Here is an 18146-nt window from a genome sequence, read left to right on the forward strand (position 1 = left end):
TAATCAATCAATACATCATGACAAAAATCTCTCGTAAGGAGTTTCTGAAAGCCGGTTCGCTGGCCGTAGCTTCTACCCTGCTCACCCGTTTTGACTCTTTTGCCAAGCCCTCTAAACCCATTGGTTTGCAGCTGTACACCCTGCGTAATGAACTGGGTAAGGATGTAGAAGGTACCATTCGTAAGGCAGCCGAAATTGGCTATAAGGAAGTAGAACTATTCGGATATGGTAACGGCAAGTTCTTTGGCAAGACACCGAAAGAATTTGCCGCGCTACTTAAAGAATTAGGGTTAAATGCCCCCAGCGGGCACTATATGACCGGCAACACCATGCCCAATGCACAGGGTACCCTGACAAATGGCTGGGAGAAGGCCGTTGAGGATGCCGCTACCATTGGTCAGAAGTACATGGTATGTGCTTTCCTTTTTCCTGATGAGAGAAAGACGCTGGACCAATACAAGCAGCACATTGACCTGTTCAATAAAGCCGCCGAAACCTGTAAGAAGAGCGGCATTCAGTTTGCTTACCACAACCACGATTTTGAATTTCAACCCATAGATGGCCAGGTACCCTACGACCTGATCCTGAAAGGAACCGATCCCAAGCTGGTGAAAATGGAGCTGGATCTGTATTGGGCTGCTTTTGCCGGCAAAGATCCGGTAGAACTTTTCAAGAAAGATCCGGGTCGTTACCCGCTGTGGCACATCAAGGACATGGAGAAAAGCGCCGAGCGTGCCTTTGCCGAAGTTGGCACCGGCTCAATAGACTTCCAGCGCCTGTTCAACGCCCAGAAAACCGCCGGTCTCAAGCATTTCTTCGTAGAGCAGGACGTAGCCAAGAAGAATCCGCCTCTCCAGGCTATCGAAATCAGCTTCAACAACCTGAGCAAGCTGAAGGTGTAGTAGCTGGTACCTATTATATGGTTAGGTGTTAGTATTTAGTTGTAAGACCGCTGTAGTTCATAGCTGCAGCGGCCTTTTTTTACTTCACCGTCAACCTCACACCTAGCCCCTCTCCTAGGAGGAGAGGAGAATTTTAAAGCCCTTCTCCTAGCAGGAGAAGGGTTGGGATGAGGTTTTTTCACGACCTTTACACTATGGAAAAAACTTTCAACGAACTACCCGGGCGACGTCAGGAGCAACTCATGGCCTTTGACCGCCTGCTAACCATCATGGACGAGCTACGGGAGCAATGCCCCTGGGACCGGAAACAGACCCTGGAAAGTCTGCGCCACCTCACCATTGAGGAAACCTATGAACTCTCGGACGCTATACTGGAAAATGACCTGCCCGAAATAAAAAAGGAAATTGGTGACCTGCTCCTGCACATGGTTTTCTACGCCAAAATTGGCTCAGAGAAAGGAGCCTTTGACATAGCCGATGTACTGCACGGCATTAGCGAGAAACTCATTTCCCGGCACCCGCACATCTATGGCTCCGTCGTGGCCGATACCGAAGAGCAGGTAAAGCAGAACTGGGAACAACTCAAACTCAAGGAGGGCAACCGCTCGGTACTCTCGGGGGTACCGCAGTCGCTACCGGCGCTGGTAAAAGCCATGCGTATTCAGGAAAAAGCCCGGGGCGTGGGTTTTGACTGGGACGAACGGCAGCAGGTGTGGCAGAAAGTGGAGGAAGAAATGCAGGAATTCAAGGCTCACTACAATGCCGATACCGGCGAAGCCATTGACGTAAAGGAGGCTGAAGGAGAGTTTGGCGACCTGCTGTTCTCGCTGGTCAACTACGCCCGCTTTGTGGATATCAACCCCGAAACCGCTCTGGAACGTACCAATAAGAAATTTATCAGGCGCTTCCAGTACATGGAAGAACATTCCAAAGCCGACGGCAAACAGCTCCACGAAATGAGCCTCGCCGAAATGGATGAATACTGGAACCGGGCTAAGAAAGAACTGTAAACCATGTCGTCGCACCACATTGTACGGGAAAAGCAGGAACCAGCCCTGATTATTGCCAACGGAGAAGCCTGCAGCGAAGAACTGTTGGGCCAACTCTTGGAATGGAGTCCCTTCGTGCTGGTACTGGACCATGCCATTTATAGGGTACTGGACCTGGGAATAAAAATTGACGCCTGGCTTGGTGACTTCGACCACCGCCACGATTTCGAAGCGGTGCGGGAGCGGCAGCATCCGCTGGAAATAGTACACACGCCCGACCAGGACAAAACCGACCTGGAAAAAGCCATTGAGTTTTTAATCGAACGCGGGTTTCCGGCTGCCAATATCGTGTGGGCCACCGGCCGCCGCGCCGACCACGCCATTACCAACATGACCAATCTGGTACGTTACCGGGAGCAGATACGACTGGTGATGTTCGATAACCATTCCAAGATTTTTCCCCTGGCAGGTACCTTCGAAAAGTGGTACACGGCCGGTACGCCCATTTCGCTTATTCCCGTAGGACGAGTGGAAGGAATTACCACGAGCGGACTGAAGTACAACCTCCACGATGAAACCCTGACGCTGGGGTACCGCTCCGGCAACAGCAACGAAGCAGCAGCGGACGGCTTCGTGCAGATTAAGGCGCAGCAGGGCGACCTGCTCCTGATGGAGTGTTGGGATTGACTCTTTTATCTTTTTGTCCTATTTTTATAGAAAAACAGAAAGCATGGGAGAAGCTCTTCAAACGACGCACCTGACCGCCGAGGCCTACTTCGACTGGGAAGCTCACAACGAAATCCGGCACGAGTACTACCGGGGTGAGGTATTTGCCATGGCCGGTGGTACGCTCAATCATAACGAGTTGATTGGTAACATGAGGCGGCTACTGGAAGACGAGTTTCGTCGGCGGGGCTGCCGGGTATTTGCCGAGAACGTGAAGCTGGAGGTACTACGCAACGAGTACTACCCCTACCCGGATGTGATGGTGACCTGCCACGGCATGGACCAGCGCGAGCGCTATGTGGTGCGGTACCCGAGTGTGCTGGTGGAGGTGATTTCCAAGAACAGCGACTACCAGGACCGGGTGTTTAAGTGGGAGCGCTACCAGCAGTTGCCTTCGTTACAATACTACCTGCTGGTGTCGCAGTACGAGCCTAAGGTAGAAATATACGGCCGCACCGACGAACCCAACTTTTGGACGTACCAGGTGTACGATACCCCGGAGCAGATGGTAGAGTTGAGTCGGCTGGAGTACTCGTTTCCGCTGTCGGCACTTTATGAGAATATTGAGTTTCTGGCTCCGGAGAGTAATGACTGAGTTACTCTTTGTTGGTAGTAGTAGTTTGTGGAAGTGCCTATAACAAACATAGGCGAAACACATTTCGTTTATTCATATGTTGTGTTTAATTTAAAATGAAAGAAGGATACATATACATAAAGCTTGCGGACGGAACTGAACGTGAAATTGATTGGGTAGAACTTAACCAACTCAAAAAAGATATTCTTTGGATTTATGACGAGAATTTTGGCGACATCGTAAATGCTTTCGTACCACCCTATTCTTTTAAGACTAACTATTGGGAATACTTGACTCTAAACGGTGACAAATATTTTAATGAAGAGGAAAAAGCCTTTTATCACATAGGTTCATTGATGATTTTACTTTGCTGCTGCTCGGAATATATAGACATAGCAGGTGGAAGCCAAGACGTTTTTAAAAGAAATAATTTATCAGTAATTACAGAATATGTAGAGCAATATCACCCAAAGAACCAACACGAGAAGCTGATTAGTGAAAAGGTGTTGTTAGGACTTAACTTAGCATACTCAATGACCATAGAAAATTTGAATGATAATAATTTCGTTCACGAAAGAACCGCGGAATATTATGATAGTTTGAATGATTTAGGAAATTCCGTAATCAAAGCCTATTACGAAAGAAAATTAAAAAACTAAACACAACAACATATAAAAACAATGCTTAAGCCGGTCTTGAATCGAAACTTCAGGCTCGCTTGCTTAGCGGATTGTCCTGCGGACAATCACGCTCACCAGCTCGCACTATTTTTGCCATTGCTGGTGTTTCTCACCTGCAACTTTTCCCCAGGTACTTATTCGTCGGGAATAAAACCGGCAAAGGCGAAGAATAAATTCAACTTTCACCTTTTAAATTTGTGTATTCGATCTATGGGAACAAACGAGTTAATTAAAGAAATAAAGAGGTTACCGATAAGCACAAGACTTAAGATCGTGGAGCAGACTTTAAAGTCCATCCGGGAGTCGGAAAACAAAATGCAGCTTGAAAAGGCTTCAGATGCCTTGTACGAGGATTATTCAACCGACAAAGAATTGACGGTGTTGACGGAACTTGACTTCGAGAATTTTTATGAAGCAAGGTGAAGTATGGCTGATTAACCTCGATCCGACTGTTGGTTCTGAAATTAAAAAGACCAGACCGGCAGTAATTGTAAATGATAACGCACTGGGGAAATTACCCCTGAAAGTCATAGTACCATTGACGGACTGGAAAGACCGATACGATATAGCTCCCTGGATGGTAAAAATAATACCTGACAAGAGTAACAACCTTTCAAAACTCTCTGCAGCGGATTGTTTCCAGGTACGCTCACTCTCAGAGTTCCGCTTCACAAAGAAGTTAGGGAAGATAACAACTGGACAGCAAGAAGAAATCAGGGCCGGACTTGCTAAAGTACTCTCAATAAAAGAATAGAGAAAAACATGTTCTACTATTTGGTAAACGCCTGTCCAGCCGACGGCCTTATCCGTCGCTTACGCTACTCCGTTGCCAGCAAATACGGAGAAGCACGGGCATCTGAATCTTTATGAAGAATATAGATAAACTGAGTCTGGAAAATGCTTATCGTTTGTTTGAGTCAGGCGATATCGACAAAATTGAAATAGGTACTACCAAAGGTTTACAGAAAATACATAACTACCTGTTTAGCGGCCTTTTTGATTTTGCGGGACAAATACGTACAAAAAATATTTCAAAGGGCGGTTTCAGGTTTGCAAATGCTTTATACCTAAAAGAGATTTTGGTAAAAATTGAGCAAATGCCCGAAAGCACTTTTGAAGAAATTATTGCCAAATATGTCGAAATGAATATTGCTCATCCTTTCATGGAAGGCAATGGAAGAGTCATGCGTATCTGGTTAGATATGGTCCTGAAGGTAAGACTAAGAAAAGTAGTAAACTGGCAGTTTGTAGACAAAACACTTTACTTTCAGGCGATAGAAAGAAGCCCGGTTAACGACCTGGAACTACGAACGTTGCTTTCCGCCAACTTAACCGACCAAATAAACGACCGGACCATTATTTTTAAGGGAATAGAGCAATCCTACTATTACGAAGGATACCAGAAAGAAGACGATGATGAATGATGGTTTAAGGCATAGTGGCAGAACGCCAGATGGTAAAAGCAAAATGTTAGGCCCCACCACTCACTACCATTGTCCCCAAACCCCATGTAGCTTGGCCATAACATCCGTCTGCGGAAGCAGGTGCAGCCAGGAAGCCAGCAGCAGAGCAAGGGCCAGGTACTTTATCCTTTTGATTGAAATATAAGGAGCCATTCGGATCAGAACTCCCCAAAGGACCAAAAAAGTAAAGGGCGAAAGCAGCCGGTAGCCGGGCGCATCGAAGGGACTAATCAGCCGGAGCACGAAGAGAAAAAGCAGGTAAGCCACCGCGGTCAGCCAAAAGTAAGGTACCTGTTCCGGCCTGTCCGTTTGATGAAATGTGCCTTTCCCGGAAATTACTTTACCCATCAGTCTCACCAGTACCAATTGAAGTATCGCCCCCAGCCAGAACAGTACATCACCCGACTCAAAGGTTGTATCGCGCAGCAGGAACAGTTCGTTGATTAGGCCTTGGGCAAACAGCAGAAGTACCTGTCCGGCCGCTTCACCGCCCGAAAGCCGGTCGCCCCCGTACCATTCACCTGACTGTACTTGATTAAGCCACAGGTACCCTATAAAGCCCAACGTCCACAGAAAAGCCATAAGAGCGGCATAAACGGCTTTTTGTCGTTGATTTTTTAGTAGCCAAAACAGAGCCATCGCCGCGGCCAGGGGTACGATAAATAGCCCCGCGTAGCGTACAAGCAGCAGGGCCAGACCTAGCGCGAGGGTCAGCAGGAAGTGGGTACCTTCAGAAAAAAAGTAATAGATCCAGACAAACAGCAACGTCAGGAAAAGCGGCTCCGACCAGGTGTGCGCCCACAACTTCACAAAAGGCCCCAGCAGCAGAAGCCCTCCCATGAGTAGTGCCTTTTTGGGCCCGTGTTTTCGTTGAATAAAACAAAGCAACCCGGCCGAAGCAAGTAGGTTAAGTACCTTGGAAGCCCACAGCACGGGTAGCTGGGTGAGGAAGGAAGTAGCGGCAATAAGAGCGGGATAACCCAGGGGAAAGATACCGTTCCAGACCAGACGGTCGCCTTCCTCGTATACATACCCCTGCCCGCTGAGCAGGTATTGGGCCGAGGTCAGGTAGTAGCCCGAGTCAATGGTCGTGAAATGATTGGGATTAAATAGGGCCAGCACCCCCACCAGGCCCAACTGCCCCAGCCAAAGCAGCAACAGCGTAAAACGACCGGTCATCTGGGCCTTTTTGGGAATAGAACCTACCATTGGCTACTGTTTTAGTATGCGTCCCTTTTGTACGTCGTTCCAGTCGCCGCCTGACAGTTCCATCCGGTACAGATACAGGCCCGGCGGTACGCCCTGCAACCCCCAAAGCAGCTCATTCAGTCCCAGGTGTGGCTCTTTTTTCAGGGTAGCCACCTGCCTTCCGGTTACGTCCATGATGTAGATGCGCCAGTGCTCCGGCGGGGCCGGGCCTTCCAGTTCTACCTGAAACTTCACCCACAGATTGGCCGGAACGGGCGACACGGTACTACTGACCACACGGGTCGTGTCACTGACCCGGAACCCAACCCGGTAGGGAGCCGCGGCGTTGCCAGTCACATCCGTAGCCGACACGTGCAGGATATAGTTACCCGCCGATAGGGGAGTCTCCGGCTTTATCCGTAGCTGAAAGTTTTGGGTAGCGACAGAGGACCATTCGGCCTGGTGAAGCCACAGCCGTTGGTACAGGCAAGTTGGACAGTCGCCCTGGAGCCACAACTGGATATTAGCCGTGTCTTTGCGGAGCAGTGTCTTGTTTTCATCCAGAATACGTACTTCAATCATGGGCCGGGGAGAAACGGCTTCGCCCTGCGTGGGGCGGCGGCCATCTACCATAACGTCCAGCACCGGCGGAGTACGGTCGGCCTCTACCCCAAAACTGATTTCAGCGGAGTTGTTGGAATAAAGCTGCTCGGCCAGTCGTAACTCGTTAAACCGGACCAGTACCCGATTCGGCCCCACCTTATTCAGGGTAGCCAGTGCCGGCTTTATAGAAACCGTTGCGTTGGCGGGTACGGGAGCGATGCGGTACTTCTGTTCGTGCAGGCCAGCGGAACTTTGCTGCCGGACCACCACCAGCAGCGAGTCCTTGAAGGCGACGTCTGTTATATTCTGAAAAAAGATTTCCGGCTGCACCGTAGCACCTTCGGGTACACTGGCCGAGGGGCTACTTTTGATATAGGCAATACCTTCCGGTAAGGTGGCAGTGGCCAGTCCCTTCGGATTGTAGCTGAATGAACGGGGAAGGGAGGGTTGCTCGCCCGTGATATACACCCGCCAGTACACTGTTTTGGCTCCCTCGCCGGTCAGCGTTATGGGTAAAGTAGCGTGTACGTCTTTGCTCTGCACCGTTTCCCGACGGAAAGCCGCCGAACCAAAATCAGGACTAAGGTCCCATTCAAACACGACACTATACCCGGCGGATTGGTAAGGTACCTGCGCCACCAGGTTCATTGCAGGCATAACAAGCGTAGCATTGGGGGCCGGGAGCAGCGGTGTGGCCCGGCCTTCGGCTATGTATATTTCGGTGGTGAGCCGGTTGTTGTTTTCGTCGGCTTCGCTGATGCTGTTTTGAGGGTCCAGTACCAGTTCCCACTGCTCATCGCCCCCCAGCCCGTCTTTTATTTTAGGTACATAAATTGTCAGCGTATCGTACAGAAGCACTGCCTTCCGGCTAAAGGTATATTCACCCAACAGCGCGTTGTTTTGGCTCCGGCGGACCCGCAGGGTGTAGGAGGTACCTTCGGGGTAGCGGCCGTAGTTGGCTACTACCGCCTGCACCCGCAGCGAATCGCTGGCCGCGTTGGGGGTACCACCTGTAGGGTCACTGATTTCGATGGTCGGTGTTTTCCAGGAATAATCCGGTAGCCGGGCCGGAAATATCCGGATAGCGGGGTCACCCTGTAGGGTCATTTGCTGAGCAGTGGCGCGGGCGTAAACCGACCCATCGTTTTGCATCAGCCTCCGGATGGTTTCCTGCTGAATAGTACCGAACGACTGGTTGATAAAAGCCTTGTCGGCCAGGACCTCGTAGAAAGTATTGGTATAGGCGATTAAGTTGCCGGTGCGGCCGTTGTGCGTATGGGCCACAAACAGCACCGCTCCCCGCTCGGGCGCATTGACCCAGCGGGTACTGGTTGTTGTGGGGCCAAAGTAAAAATTGCCAAGGGCGCAGCCGTTCATAAGTACCGCCGGATACCGCTCTCTGTTCCGATAACCCAGGGCATCGTTAGTTGGGTCACCAAGCTCTATATCTGTAACCTCCAGACTCGAATGACCGAACATCGTCATCAGCGCTACGCCTTCGTTGATATGGGGAGCCAGGTTCAATCGCTCCACGGGTTCGTCGGTCTGTTTGGAAAGGGTTTTAAAAGAAGCCCCCAGGTAGGTACTATCAACGATTTCCTTAAACTGATCCACAAAAGAGCGGAAGGTAGTAAGCTCGTTAAGAGAGCGACCGCCGCTCAGGTGCAGGATGTTTTTCCGCCAGGGTGCCAGGTCAGGCTGGGCCTCGTGCTGCTTTACTTTCTGGAGGTAGTCCCAAACGATCCGTCCGGTTACGGCCTGAAGGCGGCCAACGGGTACCAGCGGCACATCAGCCGGAGCGTTGCCCAGCCCCATGCTCAGAGCAGCGTCAGAGCCGGGCCATCCGGTGGTAGGTACCATGTCCTGGTCGCGTACATTGGGCGCGTGGCGGCCTGCCTGCGGCTCGCGGGCCTGCCCGATCAGGAATACATGCTTTAGTTTTCCCTTTTCAGAAAGCCAGGTAATCAAACGGCGCATCCCGTGCGGTCCCGGCTCGCCGTAATTAAACTGGTCAAATACCTCCTGGGCGTTAAGTACAAGCGGGTAGTAACCTCCTCCGGCGGCTGAGGCCCGGTAGTTGGCGTAGGCCTGTACCGCATCAGCCACCTGAGTACCGGGTACCGGCTGGCGCAGCAGTGGGTGGGAAATAATAAGGAAGTCGGTCCGGGTAGCCTCAATGGCTTTGAAGCTGATTTGTCGCAGACCGGTAACACCGAAGGGCTGCTGAACGGCAAGTACCTGACGGCTGCCGGCCAGGGGAACCTGTACCTTACTGCCCGTGCCGGAGGCGGAAAGCAGCCGGGGCAGCGCCGGATCGGACACATCAATAAACCGGGGAGTACCCGTAGCGGTCACGTTAAAGCGGGCAGGGGCCCCACCGGACGGGAAGTGCAGCAGTTGTTGCGGTGTGGTAGCAGCTAACTGGCCCGCCCGCGGGTACAGAAGGTTCAGGTACCCTACCGAAATCTCTTCCCGTTCTATTTTCGGCACCACCGACACGACCAGCCCCGTGGCCGGTAAATCGCTGCCCGGCAGGGTGGCTTTGAACAGCACCGACTTATAACCAATCCAGGTGACTTCTCCCAGTTTTCGGACCGGTGCCTGGGCGGTACCCAGCCATACTTCGGCCCGGTGGTTGCGGTCGGTGTGGCTGGTTAGCAGTACTTCCAGCTGTACAGGTTGGGCGGAGGAGCTTTTGACTTCCGTAAGTGGTAGGGTAAAGGTTTTCCAGGTATCGGTTTTAAACAGGGTACTGGTCCAGCCTTCGCTGTAGTCGTAGGGGGTAAGGGCGGTGCCATTGTCATAGTTGCTCCCTTCGGGGTACAGGCGTCCGGCCGGGTAGTTCTCCCGGATAATATGGAGGTCCTTAGCCAGGTACTCATTCGTACTACCGGTTAGGGAAGACTGAGGTACCTGGGCCATGCGTCGACCGGGCAGGCCGTCGGTACGCCAGGTAAGGAAGTAGGCGGCGGTGTCGGAGTAGAGGCTGTATTTTGTATGGGGCTGAGCTGCGGGAGCCAGGTAGAGGAGCGAGTCCAGGGTGCCGTCGTTTTTCTCCCCGTAAAATTCAATAAAATCAGTGGCGTCGAGTCGCCCGTCGGCTTCGCCGGTTACCGAAATGGCTACTTCCCGGCCGCGCCGAAACAACTGGAGCGAGCGGGCCGGCAGCGAAGCGAGCGGAATACCGGCGCGTTCCAGTTCGGCCGGGGAGAGGCGGTACCAGCCCGTCTGGACGACGGGGATTCGCAGGTACGTTTGCTGCGGATTGATCCATTCATTGCCGTAGGACGTTTGGGCCAATAGCTTTTCAGGAGCGAAAAGGAAAGCGACAAAGAGCAAAAAGGTACGTACTTGGGGTGGCCTCATGGTTCAAAAATACGATAAACTCCGCCACTACTTATTTTTAATCAGCTATTTATTCCGTTCCGCACGTACTGATTCATCGAAAAAGCATAGGCGTGGTCGGCGTCGGCCTCGTGCCGCTCCGACTGGACCAGGTGCCAGTCCGGCCAGTTTATTTCCGGAAAAAAAGTATCTCCCTGAATATGCGCGTGCACAATGGTCAGGTACAGTTTGTGGGTTTGGGGAAGCAATTTTTCAAAAAGGCTTTCGCCACCCAGAATGAATACCTCCTCTTCCTCCCGGAGCAAATCAAAGGCTTCGCCCAGACTGCGTGCCTGTTCTACGTTTTCGGGGAGGTCCAGGTCCGGTTGCGAGCTGAGTACCAGCGTACGGTAGGAAGAGTAAAGACCATCCTGCGATTCGAAGCTTTTCCGGCCCATCAGGAAAGGCTTTCCTTCGGTAACTTTTTTAAAATTGGCCCATTCGTCCGGAAGGTTCCAGGGGAGTCGGTTGTCCCGGCCAATGGTCCGGTTTTCGCTCATGGCCACGATGATTGATAATTGCATGAAGGCAGTTATAGTGCATGATTTCTGTATAAACCCCTGAATCGGGCCGTTGTTTGGGGGGCTGCCGTTATTTCTCCCCTAAAATTTACCATTCATCCTTTTATTTTTTCCGTTCATCCAAAGCAGCAAATTATTTTTACCTAGTACTTTGCATAACAAAGTACCTTTGCATACCTTTGTATTGTCGGAAGATCAAAAGGCCATTGATAAACCGATCATTTATTAGCCATGAAAATTTTAAAAAGTTAACCTTTTGGAAACGAAATGAATATCGAAAACGCCCAAGTGCAGATGCGCAAAGGAATCCTGGAATTCTGCATTCTGCACATCATATCGCGCGGTGAGGTATACGCTTCCGATATGCTGGACGAGCTGACCTCGGCCCGCATTATGGTGGTGGAAGGTACCTTATACCCGTTGCTGACCCGGCTCAAGAACGCCGGCCTCCTCGACTACAAGTGGGTAGAGTCCTCGTCGGGGCCGCCCCGTAAGTACTACGTACTGACCGATAGCGGAAAACAGTTCCTGGATGCCATGCAGGAAACCTGGCTTGATCTGTCCGACTCGGTACATACGGTGATCAGACGTACCGCCGAAGTACTGGAAAACCCCTCTACCAAAACATCCTGACTCTTTGATTTCCTAATGATATAATTATCATTTCAATCATGAAAAAAACTATCAGCATAAATATTAGTGGTATTATCTTCTACATTGAGGAAGACGGATACGATAAACTCAGAAACTACCTGAACTCGGTGCAGAGGTACTTCTCTTCCTTCGCCGACAGCAAGGAAATTCTGTCGGATATTGAAGGACGGATTGCCGAGCGGTTTCTGAACAAACAGAAAATCGAAAGCAAGCAGGTTATTTCCCTGGCCGACGTGGATGAGCTTATTGCCGCCATGGGTACCGTTGCCGACTTTGAGGCCATTGAACAGGCCGAAGACCTGTTGTCAGAGCCTCTACAGGCCGCATCCGGCGATGCATACAGCAGCTATCAGCAGACCCATACTTCTTACGAAGCTCCCCGCACCGAAACACACACGGCCACAGCCACCGCGCCCCGTAAGCTTTTCCGTGACCTGCGCCGGAAACTACTGGGTGGTGTAGCGGCCGGACTGGCCCACTATTTCACCGTGGATCCACTCTGGGTACGCCTGGCCTTTCTGATGGCCGTTATTGGACTGCCTGTTGGAGCCGGTGCCCTTAATCTGGAAGAAGTGTTCGGACCACTCGCGGGTATTACCGTTATATTGTACATAGCCATGTGGGTAGCGTTTCCGGGTTCGGCTACGCTGGAAGAAGACACCCAGATCAAGAAATTCTACCGCGATCCGGACCGTAAGGTAGTAGGTGGGGTAGCCGCCGGGGTAGCCTCCTACTTTGGGGTGGACCTGGGGGTGGTACGTTTCCTGTGGGTACTGGCTATATTTCTGTTCGGCTTTGGTTTCCTGCTCTACATTATTCTATGGGTAATTTCTCCCGTTGCCAAAACCCTCACGGAAAAAATGGAAATGCAGGGCGAGCCCATCACCTTGTCTAATATTGAGTCGAATATTAAGCGGGGACTGAACCTGAACGAAACCACCGGACAGGAAAGTACCCTTACCAAGCTGTTGCTGTTTCCCTTTCGGGCCATCGCCATCCTAATCAGCGGTCTGGGCAAAATTCTTAAGGGTATCGGTCCTATCTTTCGCATCGTGATTGGGGCCTTGCTGGTGGCCATGGCGGTACTGGCGCTGATCGGCCTCCTGATTGGCGGAACCGTAGGCCTGGGTATGCGCGACATGCTGCCCTTTGGTGATATTCCCCCGATGATGATCCTGCGCGAACTGCCGGGCGCTATGATACTCTCCATGATTCTGCTGACCACAATACCCTTTATTGTTATACTGCTGCTGGGCCTGACCCTGGTTGCAAACCGCCGGGTGGCGAGTGGTACGGTATGGCTGACGCTGGCGGGCTTGTGGGTAGTAGGAATCATAGGCACGGCCATAACCGGAGGCGTGTACCAGACCAACTTCTCACGCCGCGGCGAGGTGACCCAGACGGAGTACTTTCGTATGCCCAATAGCTTACTGACGCTTGACCAGCAGGAAAACGACGAGGATGATGATTTTAACTGGAGCGCGGGTATTATTCTGAACGGATACGAAGGCCTCGACAGCCTGCGACTTGAAAAGGAGATACGGGCCCGCGGCCGCAATACGGACGATGCCCGCAAAAATGCTTCCGACCTGAGGTACAATGTTGCCCTGCGAGATTCGGTGCTGCTGTTCGATGAGCAACCGGTACTGGCCGAAAACAGCCGCTTTCGCGGGCAGGAAATAACGGCTACACTATTTATTCCCTACGACCGCCCTTTTGCCATGACGCGTGCCTTTTATTACGACAGGTTATCGAGCCGGAGTTTTCAGGGTAGACGCTATGAAATAGAGTACCACGACAACAATGAGCAGGACTGGCGGAATCTGCGTTGGGTGATGCGGCGTGATTCGGGACTGGTATGCATAAACATGCCCGCCGGGTGGCTGGCAGAGAACAGCGGGGATAATGACGAATATACCTATGACAGTGACGACGACGACAACAGCGTAAACCTGGGCCAGCGGGGTAAGTTCATCAAGCAGTTTGAAGCCCGTGATTTTGAAGGCGTTGACCTGGGTGGTGCCTACGCGGTGGATATCCGCCAGGGACAGGAATTCAGAGTACAGGCCGACGGCGACGAAGAGGATATCGATAACCTGCAAGTAACCGTTCGGAACGGGATACTGCACGTGGAGCGTCCCGCCGAGTTCCGGCTGTTTAACGGCCGCTCACACCGGATTGGCCTGGTCATAACGATGCCTACTCTCAGAACGCTGGAGTTGGCCGGAGCCAATAAAACGCGCGTATCGGGCTTTACCGGTGGTACCGCTACCATGAGTGTAGATGTATCGGGCGCTTCTTCGACCGAGCTGAATGTAGACGTTTCCAAACTGGACATAGAAATTACGGGGGCTTCAAAGGTGTTGCTGAAGGGCAGTACCGGTACTCTGACGGCCGACCTGAGCGGTGCCTGCAAACTTGATGCTACCGGCATGCAGATTAATACGGCCGAAGTGGATGCCTCCGGCGCCAGCAACGCCCAACTGGGCCGCATCAACAACCTCAGGAAAAACTCAAGCGGTGCCAGTAAAATTGAAGCCTACGAGTAAATAACAGAGAGTACATGCAACCTTAGCCGACGTTCCGCCATCTTTCTTAAAACTAAAACTAATTGGTCATGAAAAAAATACTATTTATCTGTGTAGTGTGGGTAGCATCGGTAGCCGTGGCCGCCGCCGACGAAACCCGGACCTACAACCTTTCTAATTTCTCTAAGCTTTCCATGGGAAGCGCATTCAAGATTCAGGTAAAGCAGGGTAGTACCTACAGCGTAACCGCCTCCGGCCAAAAGCAGGACCTGGACGATATGGAAGCCAACGTTTCGAACGGTACCCTGCGCATCCGGTATAAGGAGCAAAAATGGAACAACCGCCGGCAAACGGTGAATATAAACATTACCATGCCTTCGCTGGACGCAGTAGATTTCTCGGGCGCTTGCGTAGCCAACGTAAGTGGCTTTGACAGCAATAAAAATATGGATATTGAGGTTTCCGGGGCTTCCAGGGTAACCATGGATGTAACAGCTGCCAAAGTACAGCTGGAACTTTCGGGGGCGTCGGTACTGACCCTGAACGGCAAAGCCGAAGTACTGAACGGGGAGTTGTCAGGTGCTTCTGTATTCCGGGGAAACAGCTTCCCGGTGCGGGAGGCCAATCTGGGTGCTTCCGGAGCCAGTAAGGCCTCCGTGGTTGCCAACGCCGCCCTCAGAGCCGACGCCAGCGGGGCCAGCAGCATAAGCTACTCCGGTAGCGCGCGGGAAGTCCGGTCCAGTACTTCGGGTGCCAGCTCCGTCCGGCGGATGAATTGATCCTAACGTACATGACTACCTACCAAAAGAGCCGGGCATTTGCCCGGCTCTTTTGGTAGGTAGCTGATAGTAATTATTAGTGTAGGTTTAGTGTAGTTTCGTGGCAGTAGTATCTATATATAAAGTACCCTTAAATCCTGAAGGGCTGTTCTGATCCGGGATTTTACCGTTCCTAAGGGCATGCTCAGTTTCTCCGAGGCTTCTTCGTGGGTATATCCCTGAAAATAGACCAGGTCTACCAGTACCTTCCGTTCTGGACGCAGCCGGTCCACCAGGTCTTTCAGGTCAAAGGTGGAAGCAAGTGGCTGGTAACTGATAAAAGGATTCAAACCGAAGTCCAGCCCGTTAAATAGGGTTCCTTTGCTATTGTCAACGCGTCTGTCTTTTCGGAGAATATCAATAGCCGTGTTGCGGGCAATATTTAACATCCAGGTAAACAAGGTCCCTTTATCACTACTATAGAATTGAATGTTTTTCCAGATTTTCAGAAAAGACTCCTGCATGGCGTCTTCTGCTTTCTGCTCATCCTTGATTATTTTACAAATAATACAATACAATGTGCCTGAGTAATTATCGTAAAGGTATTCAAATGCTTGCCTCTCATTTCTCTTCAGTGAGGCTATCAGATCACTTTCCGAATAACTGTATGTTTTCGTAGCCATAGACTCTGGGGCTTTTATTTTTCATTTATTAGTGGAAACTGACTTATTACTGAATTACTTTTATAAAGAGAGTTGAGAAGAGGAACTGGTCAGGGTGTACCTTTAACTAGGTAGGTTTATTCTGAATCACTTTTTCGCAACTGTGTGTATAGGATTGATGTTATAAAAATGGCGATTATTTGTATAATAAGTTTTTATGATGGCTATCAAAACCGGCCCCTGCTGGTGTTGAACAGCGTTTTAGTTTTAGGTGGTTATTATCTTTTATATTTTCACTACTTCACTCTTTCAACTTCACTTTTTAATTTCAGGATCTGCGTCCCGTCTTCCTGTTCTATAAGCAGGGCCGGGTCATTATTTGAGCCGTTTCGCTTTACAGGGGTACCTTTTATGGTTTTTTCTATTTCGCTGTTATAAGTTTCCTTTACTTTGCCCTCGGCATATCCCTTACCCCATTTCCAGCGCACCTGCGTACCTTGTCGTATCATATTGGTAAATACTTATTCAGTAGTATCCGGAAATGAACCCTTTGGCTGAGTGGCTGTTTTGCCACTGGCATACTTAACAGCCCTATTTGGCTTGTGTTGGTTACTTTTAGTCAATAATATTGTGCCAGAAGCAATTCAGCCAAGAATGGCGAAAGCAGCAGCGGGAGATGAGTATAGGCAGGGACAAATTGGGAAAAGTCTGAAACAATTTTGATTTTGTGGAAATTGCATTCCACAAAATCGCCAAAACTAATTTAATCATTAATAGTAATTCCCTATGCTTAAACCTAAACATGCCCGGGTATCAGAGGTGACGATGACTGAAATGGTACTACCCAACGATACGAATACCCTTAATAACCTCATGGGTGGGCGGCTGCTGCACTGGATGGACATCTGTGCCGCTATTTCGGCCCAAAAGCACTCTAATCGTATTGTGGTAACGGCTTCGGTAGATAATGTTTCCTTTACCGAACCCATAAAACTGGGCAATATCGTCACTATGAAGGCTAAGGTTACCCGGGCCTTCAACTCGTCGATGGAGGTGTTTATAGAAGTATGGGCGGAAGATATACCAGCCGGGCGGCGGGTAAGTACCAACCGGGCTTTCTACACTTTTGTCGCCGTTGACCAGAACGGCCGCCCCATTGAAGTACCCGAACTGCAACCCGAAACCGATGAGGATAATGAACTGTACGCCAGTGCTCTGCGCCGGCGTCAGCTGCGGCTGGTACTGGCTGGGCGCATGAGTCCGCAGGAGGCGACTGAACTGAAGGCCCTGTTTGAGATGGAGTAAAATCAGGGACGGCTGAGGAGGCGTTCTTTGGCCTGGAGGTAGTCGTCCCACTCATCGATATCGGTGAGGGGGGGCAGGAGCTGGTACTTAAGCCCGTGCTGCTGAAGTTTGAATATTGTCTTTTCCAGCAGCTCCGGCTGACTCCACGGCATCTCTTCAAACAGCATTTCGTGCAGTCGGGTCATGCCCAGCAGGTAGTAACCGCCGTCGGTAGAGGGGCCAAGTACTACATCGGACTCGTGAAGTACTTCAAAAGCCTGCTGCAGATGCGTAGGGCGCAGGTCCAGGCAGTCGCTGCCGATGATAACTACCCGCTCCGCCCCGGCTTCGAGCTGCTCCCGAAAGGCTTCCTGCATCCGCAGGCCCAGGTCGCCTTCGGTTTGCAGGTACCTGGCGTAGCCGTTCCAGAGGTCATTTTCATTTACAAAATCACCGTAGTAAACCGTGCGGTGCAGGTCTTCCGAAGGCAACGAATCAGTCAGATTTCGGGTGTATTCCAGCAACTCCCGGTATACCTCCACGGCTTTGGTATGGCCTACGGTTTTGGCCAGGCGGGTCTTTACTTTTCCTTCAATTGGGTTTTTTACAAAAATAATCAGGGCGTTACGCGGCATATTTTGGTAATTTTGCGGTCTGGTAGCTGGTAGCGGGTAGTACTTAGGTTAACTAATTACCTGATTCATGACAATTTGTATATATATAGTTTTAAGATAGTAGTGGGAACGACTTCTCAGCCTATCTGTAGATGCATCATCACAAACAAAATTCATTTAGCTTATAGCTACTAACAAATTACTAACAGCTAAAACCTAATTATGGGAAAAGAAATCATTTTTTCTGAAAATGCCCCGGCCGCCATTGGTCCTTATAGCCAGGCGGTGCGGGCCAATGGTACCTTGTACGTATCCGGGCAAATAGCCCTGGAACTGGCCACCGGCGGAGATGTACAGGCCGAGGCCCGCAAGGTAATGGAAAACATCGGACATATCCTACAGGCCGCCGGACTGGATTACTCCCACATTGTGAAAGCCAGTATTTTCCTGAAAAATATGGATGATTTTGCGGCTATTAACGAAGTATACGGAAGCTTCTTTACGAGCGAGCCTCCCGCCCGCGAAACCGTTCAGGTAGCCCGCCTGCCCCGTGACGTCAACGTTGAAATCTCGGTGATTGCCGTAGAATAGCCTCAAATAGCCCCGGCTACTGACA

The 18146-nt window shown here is 50.8% G+C and carries 19 protein-coding genes; 13 read left to right on the plus strand and 6 right to left on the minus strand.

Annotated elements, in window-relative coordinates:
• Nucleotides 1-17 precede the first annotated feature (17 nt).
• The 8 genes from VGN67_RS10790 to fic all read left to right on the plus strand — a co-directional run bounded on the left by VGN67_RS10790 (nucleotide 18) and on the right by fic (nucleotide 5295).
• Nucleotides 18-902: a sugar phosphate isomerase/epimerase gene (locus tag VGN67_RS10790; RefSeq protein ID WP_327486831.1), complete on the plus strand. Its 885-nt coding sequence runs from the start codon at nucleotides 18-20 to the stop codon at nucleotides 900-902.
• 194 nt (nucleotides 903-1096) lie between these two features.
• The gene (gene mazG, locus VGN67_RS10795; RefSeq protein ID WP_327486832.1) at nucleotides 1097-1912 is read left to right on the plus strand and encodes a nucleoside triphosphate pyrophosphohydrolase; all 816 of its coding nucleotides are present in this window, start codon (nucleotides 1097-1099) and stop codon (nucleotides 1910-1912) included.
• A 3-nt stretch (nucleotides 1913-1915) separates the two neighbouring features.
• A complete protein-coding gene (locus tag VGN67_RS10800; RefSeq protein ID WP_327486833.1) occupies nucleotides 1916-2578 on the plus strand; it encodes a thiamine diphosphokinase in 663 nt (220 codons plus the stop codon).
• 43 nt (nucleotides 2579-2621) lie between these two features.
• Entirely contained in the window at nucleotides 2622-3212 is a 591-nt protein-coding gene (locus VGN67_RS10805) for a Uma2 family endonuclease (RefSeq protein ID WP_327486834.1), read from the plus strand.
• 95 nt (nucleotides 3213-3307) lie between these two features.
• Nucleotides 3308-3850, plus strand: coding sequence for a hypothetical protein (locus tag VGN67_RS10810; RefSeq protein WP_327486835.1), 543 nt, complete (start codon nucleotides 3308-3310; stop codon nucleotides 3848-3850).
• Nucleotides 3851-4144: 294 nt separating this feature from the next.
• Entirely contained in the window at nucleotides 4145-4294 is a 150-nt protein-coding gene (locus VGN67_RS10815) for a hypothetical protein (RefSeq protein WP_327486836.1), read from the plus strand.
• Entirely contained in the window at nucleotides 4281-4625 is a 345-nt protein-coding gene (locus VGN67_RS10820) for a type II toxin-antitoxin system PemK/MazF family toxin (RefSeq protein ID WP_327486837.1), read from the plus strand. Before VGN67_RS10815 ends, VGN67_RS10820 begins: the two co-directional genes overlap by 14 nt.
• A gap of 112 nt (nucleotides 4626-4737) precedes the next feature.
• The gene (gene fic / locus VGN67_RS10825; RefSeq protein WP_327486838.1) at nucleotides 4738-5295 is read left to right on the plus strand and encodes a protein adenylyltransferase Fic; all 558 of its coding nucleotides are present in this window, start codon (nucleotides 4738-4740) and stop codon (nucleotides 5293-5295) included.
• Between the two features lie 63 nt (nucleotides 5296-5358).
• Here fic and VGN67_RS10830 read toward each other — a convergent pair whose 3' ends face one another.
• From VGN67_RS10830 to VGN67_RS10840, 3 genes are read right to left on the minus strand one after another with little or no spacing between them, the layout of a single operon-like run.
• A complete protein-coding gene (locus VGN67_RS10830) occupies nucleotides 5359-6543 on the minus strand; it encodes a hypothetical protein (RefSeq protein WP_327486839.1) in 1185 nt (394 codons plus the stop codon).
• A gap of 3 nt (nucleotides 6544-6546) precedes the next feature.
• Complete coding sequence (locus VGN67_RS10835; protein ID WP_327486840.1) at nucleotides 6547-10491, minus strand: C25 family cysteine peptidase; 3945 nt, start codon at nucleotides 10489-10491, stop codon at nucleotides 6547-6549.
• Nucleotides 10492-10532: 41 nt separating this feature from the next.
• Complete coding sequence (locus tag VGN67_RS10840) at nucleotides 10533-11033, minus strand: dihydrofolate reductase (RefSeq protein ID WP_327486841.1); 501 nt, start codon at nucleotides 11031-11033, stop codon at nucleotides 10533-10535.
• A 264-nt stretch (nucleotides 11034-11297) separates the two neighbouring features.
• Here VGN67_RS10840 and VGN67_RS10845 point away from each other — a divergent pair, with 264 nt between their 5' ends.
• The 3 genes from VGN67_RS10845 to VGN67_RS10855 all read left to right on the plus strand — a co-directional run bounded on the left by VGN67_RS10845 (nucleotide 11298) and on the right by VGN67_RS10855 (nucleotide 14991).
• A complete protein-coding gene (locus VGN67_RS10845; protein WP_327486842.1) occupies nucleotides 11298-11663 on the plus strand; it encodes a PadR family transcriptional regulator in 366 nt (121 codons plus the stop codon).
• Nucleotides 11664-11701: 38 nt separating this feature from the next.
• Nucleotides 11702-14233 carry a PspC domain-containing protein gene (locus VGN67_RS10850; protein WP_327486843.1) on the plus strand — a complete coding sequence of 844 codons (2532 nt, stop codon included), beginning with the start codon at nucleotides 11702-11704 and terminating at the stop codon, nucleotides 14231-14233.
• A gap of 68 nt (nucleotides 14234-14301) precedes the next feature.
• Nucleotides 14302-14991, plus strand: coding sequence for a head GIN domain-containing protein (locus VGN67_RS10855; RefSeq protein ID WP_327486844.1), 690 nt, complete (start codon nucleotides 14302-14304; stop codon nucleotides 14989-14991).
• Nucleotides 14992-15104: 113 nt separating this feature from the next.
• On the opposite strand, the gene VGN67_RS10860 is transcribed toward VGN67_RS10855, so the two are convergent.
• Together VGN67_RS10860 and VGN67_RS10865 are read right to left on the minus strand one after the other, a co-directional pair.
• Entirely contained in the window at nucleotides 15105-15653 is a 549-nt protein-coding gene (locus VGN67_RS10860; protein WP_327486845.1) for an RNA polymerase sigma factor, read from the minus strand.
• Nucleotides 15654-15928: 275 nt separating this feature from the next.
• Nucleotides 15929-16141, minus strand: a complete 213-nt coding sequence (locus tag VGN67_RS10865; protein ID WP_327486846.1) for a DUF2945 domain-containing protein — start codon at nucleotides 16139-16141, stop codon at nucleotides 15929-15931.
• A gap of 277 nt (nucleotides 16142-16418) precedes the next feature.
• On the opposite strand from VGN67_RS10865, the gene VGN67_RS10870 reads away from it, so the two are divergent.
• Nucleotides 16419-16937 (plus strand): acyl-CoA thioesterase, encoded by a 519-nt coding sequence (locus VGN67_RS10870; RefSeq protein WP_327486847.1) that lies wholly within the window; start codon nucleotides 16419-16421, stop codon nucleotides 16935-16937.
• Between the two features lie 2 nt (nucleotides 16938-16939).
• Here the strand turns inward: VGN67_RS10870 and VGN67_RS10875 are convergent, their stop codons facing one another.
• Nucleotides 16940-17551: a TIGR04282 family arsenosugar biosynthesis glycosyltransferase gene (locus VGN67_RS10875; protein ID WP_327486848.1), complete on the minus strand. Its 612-nt coding sequence runs from the start codon at nucleotides 17549-17551 to the stop codon at nucleotides 16940-16942.
• Nucleotides 17552-17752: 201 nt separating this feature from the next.
• On the opposite strand from VGN67_RS10875, the gene VGN67_RS10880 reads away from it, so the two are divergent.
• Entirely contained in the window at nucleotides 17753-18121 is a 369-nt protein-coding gene (locus VGN67_RS10880) for a RidA family protein (protein WP_327486849.1), read from the plus strand.
• Nucleotides 18122-18146 lie beyond the last annotated feature (25 nt).

The sequence above is a fragment of the Telluribacter sp. genome (assembly GCF_035998675.1).
Classification (GTDB): domain Bacteria; phylum Bacteroidota; class Bacteroidia; order Cytophagales; family Spirosomataceae; genus Telluribacter.